14 protein-coding genes and 1 riboswitch are annotated in these 18179 nt (G+C 67.5%); of the genes, 3 read left to right on the forward strand and 11 right to left on the reverse strand.

Annotated elements, in window-relative coordinates; genetic code table 11:
• Positions 1 to 12: 12 nt before the first annotated feature.
• From cobN to ASC83_RS15620, 9 genes are all read right to left on the reverse strand, one after another.
• Complete coding sequence (gene cobN / locus ASC83_RS15580; protein WP_056064341.1) at positions 13 to 4200, reverse strand: cobaltochelatase subunit CobN; 4188 nt, start codon at positions 4198 to 4200, stop codon at positions 13 to 15.
• Positions 4197 to 4583: a DUF2149 domain-containing protein gene (locus tag ASC83_RS15585; RefSeq protein ID WP_056064344.1), complete on the reverse strand. Its 387-nt coding sequence runs from the start codon at positions 4581 to 4583 to the stop codon at positions 4197 to 4199. The genes cobN and ASC83_RS15585 overlap by 4 nt, the downstream gene beginning before the upstream one ends.
• Positions 4580 to 5047, reverse strand: coding sequence for a hypothetical protein (locus tag ASC83_RS15590; protein ID WP_008906167.1), 468 nt, complete (start codon positions 5045 to 5047; stop codon positions 4580 to 4582). The genes ASC83_RS15585 and ASC83_RS15590 overlap by 4 nt, the downstream gene beginning before the upstream one ends.
• A gap of 29 nt (positions 5048 to 5076) precedes the next feature.
• Entirely contained in the window at positions 5077 to 5871 is a 795-nt protein-coding gene (locus ASC83_RS15595; protein WP_056064347.1) for an ABC transporter ATP-binding protein, read from the reverse strand.
• A complete protein-coding gene (locus ASC83_RS15600; protein ID WP_056064350.1) occupies positions 5868 to 6893 on the reverse strand; it encodes an iron ABC transporter permease in 1026 nt (341 codons plus the stop codon). Before ASC83_RS15600 ends, ASC83_RS15595 begins: the two co-directional genes overlap by 4 nt.
• Complete coding sequence (locus ASC83_RS15605) at positions 6890 to 7921, reverse strand: ABC transporter substrate-binding protein (protein WP_233193782.1); 1032 nt, start codon at positions 7919 to 7921, stop codon at positions 6890 to 6892. Before ASC83_RS15605 ends, ASC83_RS15600 begins: the two co-directional genes overlap by 4 nt.
• Positions 7921 to 8523 carry a bifunctional adenosylcobinamide kinase/adenosylcobinamide-phosphate guanylyltransferase gene (locus ASC83_RS15610; protein ID WP_056064353.1) on the reverse strand — a complete coding sequence of 201 codons (603 nt, stop codon included), beginning with the start codon at positions 8521 to 8523 and terminating at the stop codon, positions 7921 to 7923. The genes ASC83_RS15605 and ASC83_RS15610 overlap by 1 nt, the downstream gene beginning before the upstream one ends.
• The gene (locus tag ASC83_RS15615) at positions 8520 to 9881 is read right to left on the reverse strand and encodes a cobyrinate a,c-diamide synthase (protein WP_056064357.1); all 1362 of its coding nucleotides are present in this window, start codon (positions 9879 to 9881) and stop codon (positions 8520 to 8522) included. Before ASC83_RS15615 ends, ASC83_RS15610 begins: the two co-directional genes overlap by 4 nt.
• A gap of 142 nt (positions 9882 to 10023) precedes the next feature.
• Positions 10024 to 11907: a TonB-dependent receptor domain-containing protein gene (locus ASC83_RS15620; RefSeq protein WP_056064360.1), complete on the reverse strand. Its 1884-nt coding sequence runs from the start codon at positions 11905 to 11907 to the stop codon at positions 10024 to 10026.
• Positions 11908 to 11988: 81 nt separating this feature from the next.
• A riboswitch (cobalamin riboswitch) is annotated at positions 11989 to 12228 on the reverse strand.
• 157 nt (positions 12229 to 12385) lie between these two features.
• On the opposite strand from ASC83_RS15620, the gene ASC83_RS15625 reads away from it, so the two are divergent.
• The 3 genes from ASC83_RS15625 (at position 12386) to ASC83_RS15635 (ending at position 14186) form a co-directional block, all read left to right on the forward strand.
• The gene (locus ASC83_RS15625) at positions 12386 to 12610 is read left to right on the forward strand and encodes a hypothetical protein (protein WP_015014799.1); all 225 of its coding nucleotides are present in this window, start codon (positions 12386 to 12388) and stop codon (positions 12608 to 12610) included.
• The gene (locus ASC83_RS15630) at positions 12607 to 12978 is read left to right on the forward strand and encodes a cell division protein ZapA (RefSeq protein WP_056064363.1); all 372 of its coding nucleotides are present in this window, start codon (positions 12607 to 12609) and stop codon (positions 12976 to 12978) included. The genes ASC83_RS15625 and ASC83_RS15630 overlap by 4 nt, the downstream gene beginning before the upstream one ends.
• A gap of 392 nt (positions 12979 to 13370) precedes the next feature.
• The gene (locus ASC83_RS15635) at positions 13371 to 14186 is read left to right on the forward strand and encodes a sulfite exporter TauE/SafE family protein (protein ID WP_056064366.1); all 816 of its coding nucleotides are present in this window, start codon (positions 13371 to 13373) and stop codon (positions 14184 to 14186) included.
• 68 nt (positions 14187 to 14254) lie between these two features.
• Here the strand turns inward: ASC83_RS15635 and ASC83_RS15640 are convergent, their stop codons facing one another.
• Together ASC83_RS15640 and ASC83_RS15645 are read right to left on the reverse strand one after the other, a co-directional pair.
• Positions 14255 to 16699: a bifunctional diguanylate cyclase/phosphodiesterase gene (locus ASC83_RS15640; protein WP_056064368.1), complete on the reverse strand. Its 2445-nt coding sequence runs from the start codon at positions 16697 to 16699 to the stop codon at positions 14255 to 14257.
• A complete protein-coding gene (locus ASC83_RS15645; protein WP_233250655.1) occupies positions 16696 to 18000 on the reverse strand; it encodes an HD-GYP domain-containing protein in 1305 nt (434 codons plus the stop codon). Before ASC83_RS15645 ends, ASC83_RS15640 begins: the two co-directional genes overlap by 4 nt.
• Between the last annotated feature and the right edge of the window lie 179 nt (positions 18001 to 18179).

Here is an 18179-nt window from a genome sequence, read left to right on the forward strand (position 1 = left end):
AGAGGCCAGGCATCACACGCCGGCCGGTTGCAACGGGGAAGACAACGAGGACGGACGGCGCGCCTGCCACGCGGCGCCCGCCATCGCCACCAGGGCCATGACCAGCAGGGCCACGATGCCCGCCATGCGCTCCACGGGGCTGGGCTCGGTGGCGCTGTCAGAAGGGGTTGGCTCCGGCTGCCGCTCCAGTAACACGCCCATGGTAGGCACGGCGGGCGCGGAGGGTGGTGCTTCTGCCTGGGCGGGCGGCGCGGGCAGGTCAGCGGCGGGGGGCGCAGGCTGTGGCGCTGCCAGGGCTGGCGACTGCGGCGCCGCAATGGCCATACCTGCAGGCGGGGTCAGCTCTACGGACTCACCACGAGCCGCTCGCTCCACCCAGCGGCGCACGCTGGGCAGCTCGGCCGCCAGCGGCGCGGCACGCGTCAGCTCCTGGTACATCTGCGCCAGTTGTTTTTGCGTGTCGGCATCGGCCTGCCAATAGCCCTGGCGCTGCGCCTGCACCAGGCGCTCCAGCGACTGGGCATAAGCCTGCGGATGCTCTTTGAGCCACTCGGGCAGGCCCAGCTGGTGCTTGTCGCGCACCAGCACGTCGTAGAAGCTCTGCCAATGGTCGCTGCGCACCGTGTCGGGCGCGACGGCCTGCCAGCCCCAGGCGAACTGCACGGCCTTGAGCACCTGCAGCGTGCCCGAATAGCCCTCGGCCTTCTGCGCCTGGAGCCAGCCCGGGTGCAGGTAGCGCGACTGCATCTCCAGCGCAATGGCGCGCTGCGCGGTCTCGGTAGTGGGCTCGCCTGCATCCTGCAGCTGGGCCACATGCAGCTCCAGCCCCTGCGCTCGCCCCGCCACGCGGGCTGCGGCCGACAGGCCGCCCAGGTACTGGAACGGATCGTCCGAGCTGACCATGGCATACAGGTGCGAGCTGCGCGACAGGATGGCGGCATCGGTGCGGCGCAGGTGGGCACCCAATGCCTGGGCCGCCACACCGCCCGCCACGCCGGTCACGGGTTCACCCTCCAGATAAGGCTGGCTCATGCGTTCGAGGAACATCCGGCCCAGGCGCGCATCGTTGGTCTGAAGGCCGTCGCTTTGCACCGCGTCGGACAGGCCGGTGCCGTAGTCGCCCACCGCATTGCCGAACGAGCGCACGCGTGCCAGTTGCTCAGCCTGTGCGCGGGGCACGCCTTGCTTGCGCAGCTCCTGGTCGATCTGCTCGGTATTGCGCGCAATCACGTTGCCGGGCTCGGCCGTGGCGGCCTGGGCCACCGCACGGTCCAGCAGCGCCATCAGCCCGGGGAACTGGTCACGGTACGAGCCGGTGATGCTCATGAGCACATCGACGCGCGGGCGTTTCAGCTCATCGGCGGGGATGGTCTCGACCCGCGCCGGGCGGCCCGAGTCGTCCCACACCGGGCGCATGCCCAGCGCCACGAGCGCCTGCGCTTCCATGATGCCCTGGTGGCGCAGCGTTTCGCCCGCCCACAGCGACAACGCCAACCGCTGCGGCGCCTGGCCACCATGGCGCGCCTGGTAGTCCTTGAACCAGTCGTTGAACAGCGTCTGCGCCACGGCATAGGCCTGGCGCGTGGGCAGGCGGCTCGGGTCCAGCCCCGTGAGGTTGCGGCCTGTGGGCAGGCTGTCGGGGTTGCGGATGGGGTCGCCACCGTACGCAGCGGGCAGGTAGCGCCCTTCCAGCGCAGCCAGCAAGCCGGGTAGCTCGCCTTCCGTGGCCAGCAGGCGCTCCAGCTCTTGCGCGCGCTGTGCCAGTTGCAGCAGCGCGGGCGTATCGATGGGTTGGCGCGCTGCGCGGTTGGGCACATGGTCTTGGGCGCGCACCAAGCCGTCCTGTGCTGGCGGTGCATCGGGCAGCGCGGGGCGCAGGTCCAGCACGCTGGCTGCCTGCGCATCGGTCAGCGCCACTTCGAGCCAGCGCGCGGGGCGTGCAGCCAGCACCGCATCGTGCTTGATCAGGAAGGCTTCGTCGATGTCTTCGCCCAGCGCCTCGATCAGCGGCTTGCGCAGCGCCTGCAGGACGGTCTCGCGCCGCTGCTCGGGCGCGGGTACGCGGCCGAACACGGCCAGGCCCTTGGGCTGCGAGCTTTGCGCGAGCTGGTCCAGGTAGGGGTGCAGGATTTCAAGAAAGCCGTGGAAGTCGGCCGCGATGCGCTCGGCGCTCCAGCCCAGGTCGTGGTGCAGCTGGTGCTCCACAAACTGCGCCACCAGCTGCTTTTCGAGCGCGCGGCGCGTGGGGCCTTCGTCCACGGTTTCCCATTCGTGCATCACCTCGTGCATGTGTGCCATGCGCGCCTCGAAGCCGGCCGGAGCGAACACGGGCGTGCGGTGGCTCACCAGCACAGCGCGGCCCCGGCGCTTGGCCGTGAGGGCCTCACCCAGGTTGTCCACGATGTAGGGATAGACCACGGGCAGGTCACCGAGCGGCAGCAGCGCGTCGTCGTGCACATCCAGCGCACGGGCTTTGCCACCGGCCCATTCCTGCGTGCCGTGGGTGCCGAAGTGGATGAGCGCGTCGGCCTCCAGCTGCGCCCACAGGTACACGGCCAGGTAATGGTGCGACAGCGGCGCCTTGCTCTTGTGCATGAACGGGTTCTGGCCCAGGCGCAGTGTTTCCTCGCGCGGGGGCTGGGGCAATACCGAGAGCTTGCCCACCTGCAGGCGCGGGATGACGAACACCTTTTCGCCCTGCCACTCGACCACGTAGCGGCTCTTTTCGGGCGCGCCCCAGTGCGCGTTCATGCGCTCGCGCACGGCCTTGGGCAGCGTGGCCAGGTGCTGCTCGTAGCGCGCCAGCGGCAGCGCGGCGGCCTGCCCGCTTTGCAGCAGCGCGCGCACATCGGCGCCGGGGTAATAGGCGGCCAGCAGCGGCTTGAGCCCGTCGATCCAGCCCTGTTCGGGCACCTGCTGGGTGCTGTAGCCCGCCTGGGCCAGACCGCCAGAGACCTGTTCCAGGCTGCGCGGCACGTTGAGGAACGATGCGCCGAAGTTGGTGCCGCCCGGCGGATAGTTATAGACCATGGCCACCAGGCGTTTGTCGGCGGCAGGTTGGGTCTGCAGCGCGATCAGGCGCCGTGCCTTGGCCGCCACGGCCTGGGCCTGGCGTTCGATGAGGCGGAAGTCTTTCCCCTCGGCGCCGTGGGCAGCGACCAGGACCGGGTCGATGGCACCCGCCGCCTCAGGCTGCGCCAGATAGAACGGAACATCGGACAGCGACAGGCCCGTGTCGCTGGCCTCCCACGCGGCGGCATCGCCTGCGCGGTAGGGCTGCGTGCCGAGCAGCGGCACGCCCCAGCGGGCCAGCAGCGGCTGCAGCGCGGCGGCCTGGGGCACCAGCTGGTGCAGCACCAGGGCCGAGGCATGCAGGCGGCCCGGGCCTGGGCCAGAGCCTCCTTCAGCGGGCAACTCCAGCACCTCGGCCAGCGTCTGCGCCGTGACCTGCTGACCAAAGGCCGCATAAGCGAACAGACCCTGCTGGCGGAAGGTGCGCAGCCAGGCATCGAGCCACTCCGTGCTGCCGTCGATGAAGTGGTGGCGGTGCACCAGCACGGCCACGGCGGGCAGGCTGCGCAGCGCGGGCTGGCCCTGGCGCCAGGCCTCCAGCGCGGCGGCGTTGGGCAGCAGGCGGGGCGCGTCGGGGTGGTAGATGCCCCGGGGGGGCAGGATGTCGGGCGCGGGCAAGGTCGGCATCGCAACACCTGCCACAGTGGCGCGCGCCAGCGCGACGGCGTTCTTCAGGTTGTGCGGGCCGCCCGCCTGCAGGTAAGCCACCATGCGGGCAGGAGCCTCCAGCGCAGACAGGTCCACAGCAGGCGTGCCCGCAGGCACCCAGACCACGCGGCCCGGGGCGCGTGCGGCGCGGGCATCGAGCTGCGCGCCGACTATGCGGCGCAAGCGCGCCTCCACGCTGGCATGCGGGGCATCCACCCACACCATGGCGGCGCCTGCCAGTGCGCGCTCCAGCTTCTGGGCCTGGGCCGCGTCCAGTACCGCCGGGCCGGCCAGCGGGTAATCGATGTGCACAAAGCCCAGGCCCGCGTCGGAGGCCAAGCGCTGCACCATGGCCGTGCGCGGGGCGGTGGTGATGTCGGACGTGAGCCAGAGCAACACGGGCGCAGACTGTGCGGCCTGCGCCAGCGGCGCAGCCAGCAGCAGGCACCACAGTGCCGCGCGCAGGATCAGCGCCGTCATGGCTTGGCGGGTGCCGGCGTGGCGGCGCCACCCGCGCCACCGGCCGAAGCGCTGGCAGGAGCAGCGCCCGTTTCAGGGATGTAGACGATATTGCCGTCTTCCAGCTTGTAGGCCACGCCCGCGCGCACGCCCTGCCCTTGCGCTGCGCTGCCAGCGCCCTTGAAGCGCACTTCCTTGCCCTGCTCGCGCACGACCACTTCCATGTCGGGCTGGCCGGGGTTGCGGATGATGGTGACGCTTTCGTTAGCGCTGGTCTGGGTCTGCACGGCCACGGCCGTGAGCAGCGCCACCACCAGCACCAGGAACACGTCCACCAGGTTCACGGCGGACAGCATCGGATCGTCGTCGTCCTCGGCCAGGACGTTCAAGTGGCGCAAGCTCATTGCGCCACCCCACGCTCCTTGCGCACCACCAGCAGCTCGGCCAGCAGCCAGCGGCGGCGCACCGAGTACACCACCAGGCCCACCGACGCGGCGGCCAGCGCCAGCACCACGCCCGCAAAGGCGCCGCTGAAAACGGCGAGGGCCTGCTGGCCGTTGCCCGCCGCCACGCTCTGCAGCGCGGGGCCGAGTGGGATCATCGTGGCGATCAGCCCCAGCATGGGCGACAGGCGGCTGAGCAGGCGCACGGGTTCCACCTGGCGCACCAGTTGCAGCTCCAGCTCTTCCATCGACAAGCCAGGGGCCACGCGCAGCGAGCGGTACTGCGGCTGGCGCCAGCGCTGCCACGCCTCCATGAGCGTGGCGCCGCCCGACCACAACGCGTAGACAAACGCCAGCCCCACCAGCACCAGCACCGGCCACAGCAACGACTGCGCGACCTGCGAGAAACCCGATTCGATGTTCATGCTTCCACTCCCTCAATCCATGTGTTGTTTCATTGGCTGTGCTTGCGCTGCATCGATGGCAGCGCCATCCACATGCCATCCAGATGCCGCACGTGGATGCGGTGGTCAAACACGCTCTCCAGCGCCGCGTGCGTGGCGGGTGCATCGCAGGCGCCCTGGTGCAGCACGCGGCCCTGTGCCATCACCACCATGTCGTCGGACTGCAGTGCCAGCGACACCTCGTGCAGCACGCTGACCACCGTGCCCCCCGCATCGACCAGTGCACGCATGGTGTGCAGCCAGTCGGTCTGGTGCGGCGGGTCGAGGTTGGCCAGGGGCTCGTCCATCAGCAGCACCTGCGCCTGCACCGCCAGAGCGCGGGCCAGCAGCACGCGCTGGCGTTCGCCGCCCGACAGCTGCGACAGCGGGCGGTGGCGCCAGTCCCAGGCCTGCGTGGTGCGCAGCGCCTGCTCCACCGCTGTGTGGTCGGCCGCACCCGGCGGTGCCAGCCAGGCCTGGTGCGGCAGCCGGCCCAGCATGGCCACGTCGTAGCTCGTGAGGTCGTCGGCCGAGCCTTCGTTCTGGCCCAGCCAGGCGAGCTGGCGGGCGCGTTCGCGCGCCGGGATTTGCGCCAGCGGGCGGCCGAGCAACAACACGTCGCCCTGCACCGCCACACGCGGCAGCAGGCCCGCCAGCACCTTGAGCAGGGTGGACTTGCCCGCGCCGTTGGGGCCGACGATGCTGGTCCAGCGCCCGGCGGGCAATTGCAGGTCAATGCCCTGCAATATAGAGCGATTCCCGATGCTGGCGCTTATTCCATTTGCACTGATAGCTATTGATTTCATAGTGCGCCCCCCTGCGAGGTGCGCCGGTGCATGAGCCACAGCAGATAGGTGCCGCCCAGGGCCGCCGTGAGCACGCCCACGGGCAGCTCCTGCGGCGCCAGCAGCCAGCGCGCCAGGATGTCGGCCGCCATGAGCAGCACCGCGCCCATCAGGCTGGAGAGCACGATGTGCCGTTCGTGTGTCACGCGCACGATGGAACGCACCAGGTGCGGAGCCGCCAGCCCCACAAAGGCGATGAGCCCCGTCTGCGCCACCGCCGTGCCTGTGGCCAGCGCCATGGCAGCCACCAGCCCCACACGCATGGGCATGAGTGGCAAGCCCAGGCTGGCGGCCGTGGCCTCGCCCAGCGTGAGGCCGTCCAGCGCACGTGCCAGCATCCAGGCAACCACCGAGCACAGCGCCCAGGCCACGGCCATGAGCAAGCAGGCCGCCCAGCCCACAAAAGCCGTGCTGCCCAGCGTAAAGGCCTGCATGGCCTGCAGGATGTCGGGCGAGGCCAGTTCCACCAGGTCACGCAGCGCACCCAGCACCACGCCCACAATCACCCCCGCCAGCAACAAGCGCAGCGTGTGCTGCACGCCCTTGGCGAGCAGCAGCGTGAGCACCACCGCCCCCGCCGCGCCCAAAAATGCCATGCCCGTGATGCCGATGCGGGCCATCCACTGCGCCGCCACCGGCGACACCCCGAAGAGCGCCATGGCGACAGCCCCGCCCAGCGCTGCGCCCGAGGCGCTGCCCAGCAGGTACGGGTCGGCCAGTGGATTGCGAAACAACCCCTGCGCCACCGCGCCCGACAGGCCCAGCAGCGCCCCCGCCAGCCACGCACCCGCCGTGCGCGGCAGGCGGATGTCCCACACGATCTGCCAGGCCACGGGGTCGCCGTGCATGCGCAGCACGCTGTCAAAGCCCGTGCTGCCCACGCTGGCGCCACACACCGCCAGCAACGCGCTGGCGAGCAACAGCCAGGCGGCACACCATGCGGCGCGGCGGCTTTGCCCGATGTACTTGGTGGACGAATTCACTTGCCGCTATTTCCAACGTGGGCAGAGGCTGCGACAGGCACGGCCGAGGCCAGTGCACCCGTGGAACTGGCTTTGCCAGGCCACTGGGTGCGTCCCCCTGAGGGGGAAGGCGCCGCAGGCGACTCAGGGGGAGCTTTCTCCACCAGACACCGCGCCATGATGCGGGCCGCCTCGGCCATGCGCGGCCCAGGGCGCACCACCACATCGGAATCGCCGGGGCCAAACACGCACAGCCGGTTCTCGCGGATGGCACGCATGGAAGCCCAGCCGGGGTACGGCACCATGGCCTGCATGCTGCGGTTGCCGATCATGATGATGTCGGGGTTGGCGCGCACCACGAACTCGGGGTTCAGGCGCGGAAACGGCCCCAGCGACGCCGGCACCACGTTGCGCACGCCCAGCCGGGTGAGCGATTCGCCAATGAACGACGCCTCGCCCGCTGCATAGGGCCCACGGCTCACCTCGAAGTACACACGCACATTTTTGGCCTTGGGCGGCAGGGACTGTGCAGCCGCCAGCACGCCCGCGTCGATCACACGCCAGAGGCGGTCGGAGCCTTGCGCGCGGGGCACGCCCAGCAGGTCGCTCACCGTGCCCAGCACGCGGCGCACGTCGGCATGCGTCTTGGGCTCCAGCTGCACCACGGTGAGGCCGAGCGCCTCCAGCCGGTCACTGGCGCGCGAGCTGACGGACATCAGCACCACATCGGGCTTGAGTGCCACGACGGCCTCGATGCTCGGGTCCAGCCCGCCCCCCACCTTGGGCAGCTTGGCAATCACGGCCTCCGGCCAGTTGGAGTAGCGGTCCACACCCACCAACCGGTGGCATTGCTCCAGTTCGCACACGCTTTCGGTCAACGAGGGCAACAGGCTGACGATGCGCTGGGGGGGCCGGGGCAGCGAGACCTCGCGGCCCCGGTCGTCCCGGATGTGCACCGGCTGCGCACGCGCGAGGCCGGCCATCAGCAGGCCCAGCAGCACCAGGATGGCGATGACCCACAGGATGCGGCGCACGGGGGTTGGTTTCATCAGCAGGGTTCCTTCAAAGTGAGAGGCAGACCGGCAGCCATCAACGTGACCCGTGGACACACCTGCGCCACCTGCTGGTTGAGCATGCCCAGCGCATCGACAAAGGCGCGCACCTCGCGCCCCATCGGGATGACCCCCAGGCCAATTTCGTTGCCCACCAGAACAACGGGCCCGGGGGAGTGCCGAATTGCTTCCAAAAACATAGCAGCCTGGGCATTCCACTCTAGCGCTTGCGCCTGTTTTTGCTCCAAATCCATGGTTTCGAACCCCAGGGGCATGGTCCAGTGGGTGAGCCACAGCGTGAGGCAGTCCACCACCACCAGGGTTTGCGGCGCGCTGTGCCGCGCAACGGCAGCGGCCACATCTCGCGGCTCTTCCACCGTCTGCAAACCTGGCACACGCTCGGCGCGGTCGCGCTGGTGGCGGGCGATGCGCTCGCGCATCTCGTCGTCCCAGGCCTGCCCGGTGGCGATCAGCACGGCGCGGTGGTCGGCGGACCGGGCCAGCCAGTCGCGTGCCAGCAGCTCAGCACGGCGGGATTTGCCGCTTTTCTGACCGCCCAGGATGAGCTCGGTAGTGATGGGGTGTGACGCGGATGTCATGCTTTGCTCTGGCCGCCCAGCAGATGCGCAACCGCCTCGGGGCTGGACGGGAACCACGCATGGAAGTAGCTGGCATGGATGCTGCCCTGCTGGTACAGAGCCTCACCCGCATCCGGCGCAACCGCCTCGTGGGGCCGCGCTGTGCGGGCCACCACGGGAGCGCTGCTGTCGCTGGTCGAATAGTGGAAGGTGTGGCCGCGCAGCGTATGTCCTGCCACGGTCAGCTGCTGCGGCCCCAGGGCCGCCAGGCGCTTTTGCATGGTCACGCGGCCCGGCAGCAGGCCCCACAGCGGAGCCGCGCTGCCATCGGCCAGCATGATGGAATCGAACAGCGCCATCATGCCGCCGCACTCGGCCCACAGGGGTTTGCCCGCGGCCACATGGGCGCGCAGGCTGGCCAACATGCCGGTGTTGGCAGCGATCTGCGCGGTGTGCAGCTCGGGGTAACCGCCGGGCAGCCACACGGCATCGCAGTCCGGCAACGCCGTGTCTTGCAGGGGCGAGAAGAACGCCACGCGGGCGCCCATCTGTTCCAGGCATTGCACATTGGCGGCGTAGGTAAAACAGAACGCCGCGTCACGCCCCACGGCCACGGTGCGGCCCGCGAGCAGCGCTGGCGCAGCAATCTTCGAGGCGGGCGGCGGAAAGTCCACAGCCCAGCGCTGCATATCCTCCAGCGTCATCTGGCCCAGGGGGGTAGCGGCCAGGGCATCGGCCGCTGCGTCCAGCCGCTGCAGGCTGTCGTCCAGCTCGTGCGCGGCCACCAGGCCCAGGTGGCGCTCGGGCAGCAGCGCGGCGCCAGCCTTGCCTGCAGCAGAGGCCGTAGCAGGCTGCACCCGCATCAGCGCCCCCATCCAGTCATCCACATCGTGCAAGCCGTCACGCAACATGTCGGCATGGCGAGCACTGCCTACGCGGTTGGCCAGCACACCGGCCCAGGGCAGGCCCGGGCGGTAGTGGCGCAGGCCATAGGCCAGCGCGCCAAACGTGCCCGCCATGGCAGAGGCATCGACCACCGCCAGCACCGGCACCGCAAAGTGCCGGGCCAGGTCGGCTGCGCTGGGGTTGCCGTCAAACAGACCCATCACGCCTTCGATGAGGATCAGGTCCGACTCGCGCGCAGCATCGTGCAGACGCTGCGCGCAGTCGGCCTCACCGTTCATCCACAAATCGAGCTGGTGCACCGGCGCACCACTGGCCAGCTGGTGCCAGTGCGGGTCCAGGAAATCCGGCCCGCACTTGAACACCCGCACCCGCCGGCCCTGGCGCGCATGCAGGCGCGCCAGGGCGGCAGTGACGGTGGTCTTGCCCTGCCCAGAGGCCGGGGCTGCAATCAGCAACGCGGGGCACCTGGTCATTTCAGCCACCCTGGGGAACACATGCCCAGCATGCCTATGAAACTGGCACGCACGATGCCAGTGCCACCGTGGAACTGGCTCCGCCAGGCCACGGGTGGCGTCCCCCCGTGGGGGGAAGGCGCGCAGCGCCTCAGGGGGGGCTTCACTGCGGCGCCCACTTCACACCGACGTACACCGTGCGGCCTGCGGTGGCGTAGGTGCGGGCCAGCTGGTAGTCCTTGTCGGCCAGGTTGTCGATGCGGGCCAGCAGCGTGTAGTCGCGTGCAAGGCGGGTGCTGGCATACAGGTTGACCAGCGCGTAGCCGCCCAGCACGTTGGTATTGGCCACGGTGTCGAAGCGGCGGCCTGATGCCTGCACTTCGGCGCCCACGGTCCAACCCGCCAGGCGGGTGTCGGCGCCGAACGTGGCGTGCTGCTTGGCGCGGCGCGCCAGCTGCTTGCCGGTGTCCAGATCACGCGGGCGTTGCAGGTCAATGGAGCCATGCAATTGCACGTCGCCCACGCGGTGCGAGCCCGCAAACGTCACGCCCTTGTATTCGGCGCGGGCCGTGTTGGCGTAGCAGCCAAAGTCCGACAGGCACGTGCCTGGGCCAGAGAACGAAATCAGGTTGCTGACACGGTTGCGGAACAGCGTGGCAGAGAAGGTGCTGTTGCCCTGGGCGTAGCGCAGCGCCACTTCGGCATTGCGGCTGCTTTCGGGGCGCAGCGTGGCCACGCCATATTCGCTGAAGCGGTGGTACAGCGTGGGCGCACGGAAGGCCGTGCCCACCGACGCCGTGGCGCGCCACTGCGGGGTGATGGCGTAGCCGTAGGCCACGCTGCCAGTGCTCTTGCCACCGAACTCGCTGTCCGAGTCGTGACGCAGATTGAGTTGTACGGTGTGGCCTGCAGCGTTGTAGCCGTAGCCCAGCGCCAGCGCGTCTTGCGAGCGTTTGGCGTCGATGGGTTTGTTCTCCAGCCGGTCTTCGCGGCGCTCCAGGGCCGCCGTGACCAGGTGCGCGCCCTGGCGCCATTCATTCTGGAAGTAGTAGCCACGCAGGCGCGTGTCGCTCAGGTACGGCGAGGGGCGGGTTTCGTATTCGTCGCGCGAGTCGGTGATGGAAAAGCGCGTCTTGTAGGCACTGCTCCACTGCGCGATCCAGTTGAGGCCCAACGCGTGCATGGTGTGCAGGTTGCGGTCGTCCTTGCCCAGGCCGCTGTCGTAGCCGCTGTTGGTGTCGTTCAGCATGAGGGTGCCTTCGAGGCGATGCACTGCGTTCACCTGCAGGCCTACCCGCGCGTGGCCTGCCGTGCTGCGGTAGCCGTCACGGTCGGGGTTCTGTCCAGCGATGGGGCGCGCGTTGAAGCCCTTGCTGTCATCACGCGCCAGTCCCAGGGCGTAGTCCAGCGTGCCGCTGGCACCACTGATCCCTGCCTCAAGCTTGGTGGTGTTGTGGCTGCCCACGCCCACGCCCACGTAGGGCGCCGTGCCGTTTTCACCGCGCCTGGTGAAGATCTGCACCACGCCGCCCAGGGCGTCCGAGCCATAGACAGCACCCGCCGGACCGCGCAGCACTTCAATGCGGTCGATGAGGCCCAGCGGGATGCTCTCCCAGGGCGCGCCACCGGTGGATTGCGAGTCGATGCGCACCCCATCGATGTACACCGCAGTAAAGCGCGATTCCGCGCCACGCAGAAACACGCCAGTGGTGGTGCCAGGGCCACCGTTGCGCGAGAACTCCACACCGGGCAGACGGGCCAGCAAGTCGGCCAGACCGGTGGCACCACTGCTTTCGATGGTTTCGCGGTCCACGATGGAGATGTCGGCCACCAGATCGGCCAGCGGCTGCGGGGTGCGCGTGGCTGCCACCACCGTTTCAGACAACGACGGTGCGCGCAGGTTTTGCGCCAGCAGCTCGCCGGAGGCCGGGGCGGTCTGTGCAAAAGCGCCGCAGGCGCTGCCAGCCAACAGTGACAGCAGGGCCAGGCGTGGGGCGGGCAGGCGCAACGACGCCACAGGGCGCGCACGAAGGGTACGGATTTTCATGGGGATCAAGGTCAACAAACAACCCGGGCCGGCCTCCCGCCAGCATGTGGGTGATACAGCCGCGCAGCGCCAAAAAAGGGCGCACGCAGCCACCGTGTTGGCCGGTATCCGGGCTGGCGGAACACCCCCCCAATGCCTTCCCAGGCGCTTGTTCAAGGCGCCCAGTGGCTTATGGATGGAGAGAGAATCAGGTGATTCGTCCGCTGACCGTTGCGGGGGCAGCGCAGGCTGGGCGGGTACCGGTGGTACGGCGCCTCCCTGCTTCCCGTTGAACTGCGGCATGTGAACCACACCGCGAGCACCAACATGTGGATTTTACGACCGTTTACAAGCTGCTCCCAGCGCGCCAGATCAAGCGGGCAACTCCGCATGGCACCCACGCGGCCGACAATGCACTTGTATCTGTTGCGCATTGCACACCACCGCAGCTTGGGGCCAGGGACCGCTTGGTGTCACACCGCCTACAATCCAAGGCTGTATGGCAATACCGTCCCCCACCGACCAGATCGCCGAGCGCGTGGAGCGCCTGCTGCTGCGACATGCGGAGTTGCAGCGCACCAATGCCCTGCTGGCTGATCAAGTTGCGGCACTGACGCAGGAGCGCGACTCGCTCAAATCCCGCTTGAGCGCAGCACGCGCCCGGGTGGATGCCCTGCTCGAACGCCTGCCCGCCGCCGCGCCGCTCACGAAAGAAGCCGAATGAAGCAAATCGAGGTGCAGATCCTGCAGCAAAGCTATCTGCTGACCTGCCCCGAGGGCCACGAAAGCCGCCTGCTGGACGCCGTGGAGCGCGTGGACACCGCGATGACGCGCATCCGCGATGCGGGCAAGGTCCGGGCGCGGGAACGTATCGCCGTACTGGCCGCGCTGAACCTGGCCTTCGAGATCGCCGACCGCGAAGCCGCAGACCTTGCGGCTGCAGCACAGCCCGTGGCAAGTCCATCTGCCAGTGCCAGCGCTCCCGTGGTGGGGCACCAGGAAAGCCTGCTGCCGGATACCGACCAGCAGCGCCTGCAAAGCTTGGTACAGCGTCTGGACGACGCTCTGGGCGACGACGGACGCCTTCTCTAGTCCTTGGTGTGCTGAGGCACACCGCTCCTCTTGCCCGTCCGTCACAGCCGCTTGCGGGCTTTACATGACCCCGAGCGCGCAGCGCCCGCTGGCAGCACCTACAATTGGCGTGTCTGCGAAGCTGTCGGGCTTTATATTTCCTTGAACCAATGCTCATTGAGCTCGGGCTTGGTACATCGTCCGGTGAGCGTGATCATCTCGCGTCAGATGAACCCAACGCCAGGCTGCCCTCGCCCACCTGAACCCCCGGTTCAGGATGAGAGTTCGGTGGTATTCGCAGACACCCTCTTCCCCATGCCCTGTCATTGCAAGCACCTGCTGCTGCGTCTGTGACAGGGCATTTTCGCGGCTCTCCGCGTGCTCTGTTGTCCTTTGTTTCCTGATATCCCGCCATGCTCGATCCCTTGCTGATTGTTGAACTCGGTGTGCTCGGCCTGGCCACAGGCTTTCTGGCGGGACTCTTGGGCATTGGAGGGGGCATGCTGCTGGTGCCGTTCCTGACCTACATCCTGGGCGCTCGTCAGGTGGCGCCTGACTTGGCGGTGAAGATGGCGATTGCCACCTCCATGGCCACCATCATGTTCACCTCCATCTCCAGCGTGCGTGCCCATCACCGGCGCGGCGCCGTGCGTTGGGACATCGTCCAGCGACTCGCGCCCGGCATTGTGCTGGGTGGTTTCATCGCCAGCCTGGGTGTGTTTGCACTGCTCAAGGGCTCGTTTTTGGCGATTTTCTTCGCGCTGTTCGTAAGCTTTTCTGCCACGCAGATGTTTCTGGACAAGAAGCCTGCGCCCACGCGCCAGATGCCGGGTGGCGCAGGCCAGGTGGCGGCAGGCGGCGTGATCGGCTTTCTGTCGGGTCTCGTCGGCGCGGGTGGCGGCTTTGTCAGCGTGCCCTTCATGACCTGGTGCAATGTGCCCATCCACAACGCGGTGGCCACCAGCGCCGCTCTGGGTTTTCCCATCGCGCTGGCCAACGTGATCGGCTACGCCATTGGCGGACAGAACGTGAGCGGCTTGCCACCGGCATCGCTGGGCTATATCTGGCTGCCGGCACTGGGAGTGATTGCCAGCTGCAGCGTGCTGACGGCCCCGCTGGGAGCCAAGGCGGCGCACAATCTTCCCGTCAAGCAGCTCAAGCGCGTGTTTGCCTCGTTGCTGTTTGGCCTGGCGGCCTACATGCTGTGGAAGGGCGTTTCGGCCGCATAAGGCCGACACAGAGGCGGACTCTCGGCCGTCTGCCGAGCCGCAGCCTCCGGTCGCTGAGCGCTGGAGCTTCAGGTGCTCAGCGGTCGGTGACGCCCCTGGGCCTTCAGCGGCAGGGGTTGGCTCAGCATGGCTCGGAACTGGTCTGCCGGCAGACCCGGTGCACACAAAAATCCCTGGTAGTGCTCGCACTGCATTTGCTGCAGCACCGCCTGCTGGGTTTCAGTCTCCACCCCTTCGGCCACCACTTCGATGTGCATGGCACGGCCCATGCTGATGATGGCGCTGACAATCGCACGGTCGCCATCGTCGTCGGGCAGGCCGCGCACAAAGGACTGGTCGATCTTCAGCTTGTGAATGGGTAGTTTCTTGAGATAGGCCAGGCTCGAATAGCCGGTGCCGAAATCGTCGATCGCCAGGCCAATGCCCAGGTCGGCCAGCACGCGCAGGCGCTGCTCCATCTCCTGTGCGTCCTGCAGCAGGATGGTTTCTGTCAGTTCCAGCTCCAGCAACGTCGGTGGCAGCTGATGCACCGCCAGCAGGCGCGTGATGCGGTCCACAAAATCGGGCTGGCGAAACTCCAGCGCAGACACGTTCACGGAAATCATGATGGGCGTGCCGCTGTGCATCCACAAGGCGGCCTCGCGCACCGCTTGCTCCATCACCCAGGCGCCCAGCGTCACGATGTAACCTGATTCTTCGGCCAAGGGAATGAACACTGCGGGCGACACGGCGCCGAACTCTGCATCCGTCCAGCGCAAAAGCGCCTCGGCGCCGGTGATGCGCCCGGTCGCCATATTGACCTGAGGCTGGTAGTGCACGGCCATGCGCTGCAGACCCAGCGCTTGGCGCATCGCATGTTCCATCTGCATGCGCGCAAGCAGGTTGGCGTTCATCTGCGGCTGGTAGAAGCCATAACTGCCGCGCCCACGCTCCTTGACGCGGTACATCGCGGTGTCGGACTGCTTGATGAGGTCGTCCAGCGTAGCGCCATCTTGCGGGTACAGCGCAATACCGATGCTGCACTGGATCGAAAAGCCCATGCTGTCGAGCATGAAGGGCTTGAGCATGTCGTCCAGAATCCGGCGCGCCACGCTCTCCGCAACGGATGCGTCGCCACCGTGCAGGTAGATGACAAATTCATCCCCCCCCAGGCGGCACAGCATGTCGGTTTGCCGCAAACAGGTCTGCAGACGCTCGGCCACCAATTGCAGCACCCGGTCCCCAAAGGGGTGCCCCAGAGAGTCATTGATGATCTTGAATCGGTCCATGTCCAAAAACAGGATCGCAAAGCCGGTGTCGCTCTGGCGTGCTCCCTGGATGGCGGTATCCACCCGCTGAGACAGCAGCAGGCGGTTGGGCAGACCGGTGAGGGCATCGCTGTAGGCCAGCTCTTCGATTCGCTTTTGTGCGGCATGCTGCAGTGTGAGGTCGCGCATGAAGCCAATGCTTTGCACCAGCCGCCCTTCATCATCCCGCAGGGCCACCCAGGACAACTGGACAGCACAATACGCACCGTTGTCGCGGGGCAGCCACAACTCGCCTTCCCAGAAGCCATCCTGCGCCCAGCCCTGCAGCACCTGCTCCATGAACGAGGCATCCGAGCCACCGCCAAAAAGCGAGGCTGCCACACAGCCTTCAAAACCCTTGGCCGTGGGCCCCACGAGCCGCTCACACCCCGGGTTCATGCGCATGATGCGGTGCTGGCTGTCTGCGATGAAGATCGCATCCAGACTGGACTCGAACACGCGCGCGGCCAGGCGAAGGCTGGCCTGGATCTCGGTCTGGCGGGTGATGTCCCGGAACGAATACACCCGGCCCACCGCACGGCCCTGGCTGAACTGCGGCACCGTGCGCATCTCCAGCACCACACCATTGCGCAACTCGACGATGTCGGTGCTCTCTTGCGTCGGCTCGCGGTCGATGGCTGCCAAGCGTTCGGCATACAAACGGGCGTCTGCCACCTGGTCCGCCATGAAGGCGTATACCGCAGCATCGTCACGCTCTACCAGCAGCTGGCGCGGCAGGTTCCACAGTTGCGCCAGGCGCTGGTTGAATGCCCGCACACCGCCGTCCAGTCCACACACCAGCATGCCGTCGGCAGCGGAATCCAGCGTGGCACGCAACTCAGAGAGCAATGTCTCCAACTCGCGCTCGGTGGTCTCCTGGCGGCTGCGGTCCAGCATGGTCAGCAGCAGCACACTGGTGCCACTCGCCCCCCAAGGCACTCGCCGGACGCAACGCTGCACCGGTACCAGACTGCCATCGGCACGCAGCAAACTGGTGTGGGCAGGAACGCCTTGGGCAATCACATCGGCCGGCTCGGACCAGAACGCCAGCTCCTGGGGCGTGCTGGCCAGATCCAGCACAGACCGCCCCTGCATGTCAGCGGCAGACAGCCCTGTCAGACGCTCGGCGCCTGCGTTGGCTTGCAGAATGTGCTGGTTTGTCTCATCCAACAGCCACACGGCCTCCTGCAGGCCATCCAGCCATCCGAGCGATTGCAAGTCGTTCACGCCGAGGCCTCGTCAGGGCCGGGACTGACCGCTCGCTCAAAAAAGTAACAGATCCGCTGTCGAGGCGACAGGTAGTCCAGCGCGTCACGCGGGAGCTGCGCGGGCTTGAGGCTGCGCCGTATGCCCAGTTCAGGTACGGTTTCCAGATCCAGTATCGGCGCTTCATCCTTCGGTACGCGCGGGTCGTGCACGATGACCTTGGGCCGCAGGGGCCGCGACGAGTTGACCGATGCCACGATGGCATACCGGTCGTTGACCAACTGCACGATGGAGCCGGGCGGGTACACCCCCATCATGCGAATGAAAGCCCCCAGGACCACCGAATCAAACCGCGCCTTGAGCTGGGCAAAGATGACGGATAGCGCCTCATGCGGCGTCAGCGCCGTCACACCCATGGCCGGGTTGCACATCCGGTCGTATTGATTGACCAGTGCCAGGACCTGGCTCATGCGCCCCAGGTCAGGCCCCTTCAAGCGTTGGGGAAACCCGCTGCCGTCACACATCTCGTGGTGCCGGGCCACTGCCGTCAGCACCGCATCGGCAAACCCCATGCGTTTGGCCAAGGCCACGGATTCCACCACGTGGGTCTCGTAGCGCGTGCGCTCCATGGGGATCATGGAGGGCGTAGGCTGACGCAGATTGGGCGGCAGCTTGAGCTTGCCGATGTCATGGATCAACGCGGCAACACCCAGATCGTGCAGCTCCTCGCTTTTCATGCCCAGGGACCGACCCAGCAGCAGCGATATCACCATCACATTGATCGGATGCAATCCGTTGCGCTCGCCCACCCCCTCGGACAGCAGCCGAATGACGGAGTCGCCGTTTTCCAGCAGTTCGGTAACACACCCCGAAACCAGTGCCTCCCCCTTGGCCCTGGCCTGGTCCGGGTGCTCTGACACCGTGCGCTCCATGGACTGGTACTGCCGCGTGGCTTCCGAGAAACGCTGGTTGCAGGCAGCCAAGGCCCGGTTTTGCGCTTCCAGCAGCTCGCGGCGACGCTGTGCCTCGGGGTCCACGACAGTGGTCGTGCCAGGCCCGGGCGCATCCAGGCCGTTGGGCGGCGGCACTGTCATTTCAGGCACGCTCCAGGCGGCCGGCACCAGCTCCTGGAGTTCAGGATCGCTCTTCTTGGGGACGTAACGCACCTCGGTCAGTCCCAGCTCCCGCAAGGTGGTGATCTGCTCCGACGACGCCACCCGAAAACTGCTGGTCGGGAACGGATGATGCATCCAGCCCACGTCGAGCTGGATGTACATGCCGACACGCAGTTGGCTGATGTCGATGAGGATGGATGAGTTCACGTCAGGCGCACGATACATGGCGACATCAATGCCACCAATAGTTACGCAGATTATCACCAGTTCCAGTGACGTGGCGAAGAACCGACAGGCCGCGCAGCGATCCGGCAACACTTGACTGAAAGCGGGCCTGGCTGGACCGCCCCAGTCCCCGCGACAAAGGCATCGCCCACCTTCCAGCC

This window comes from Acidovorax sp. Root402 (genome assembly GCF_001425125.1).
In the GTDB taxonomy this organism is placed as follows: Bacteria; Pseudomonadota; Gammaproteobacteria; order Burkholderiales; family Burkholderiaceae_C; genus Acidovorax; species Acidovorax delafieldii.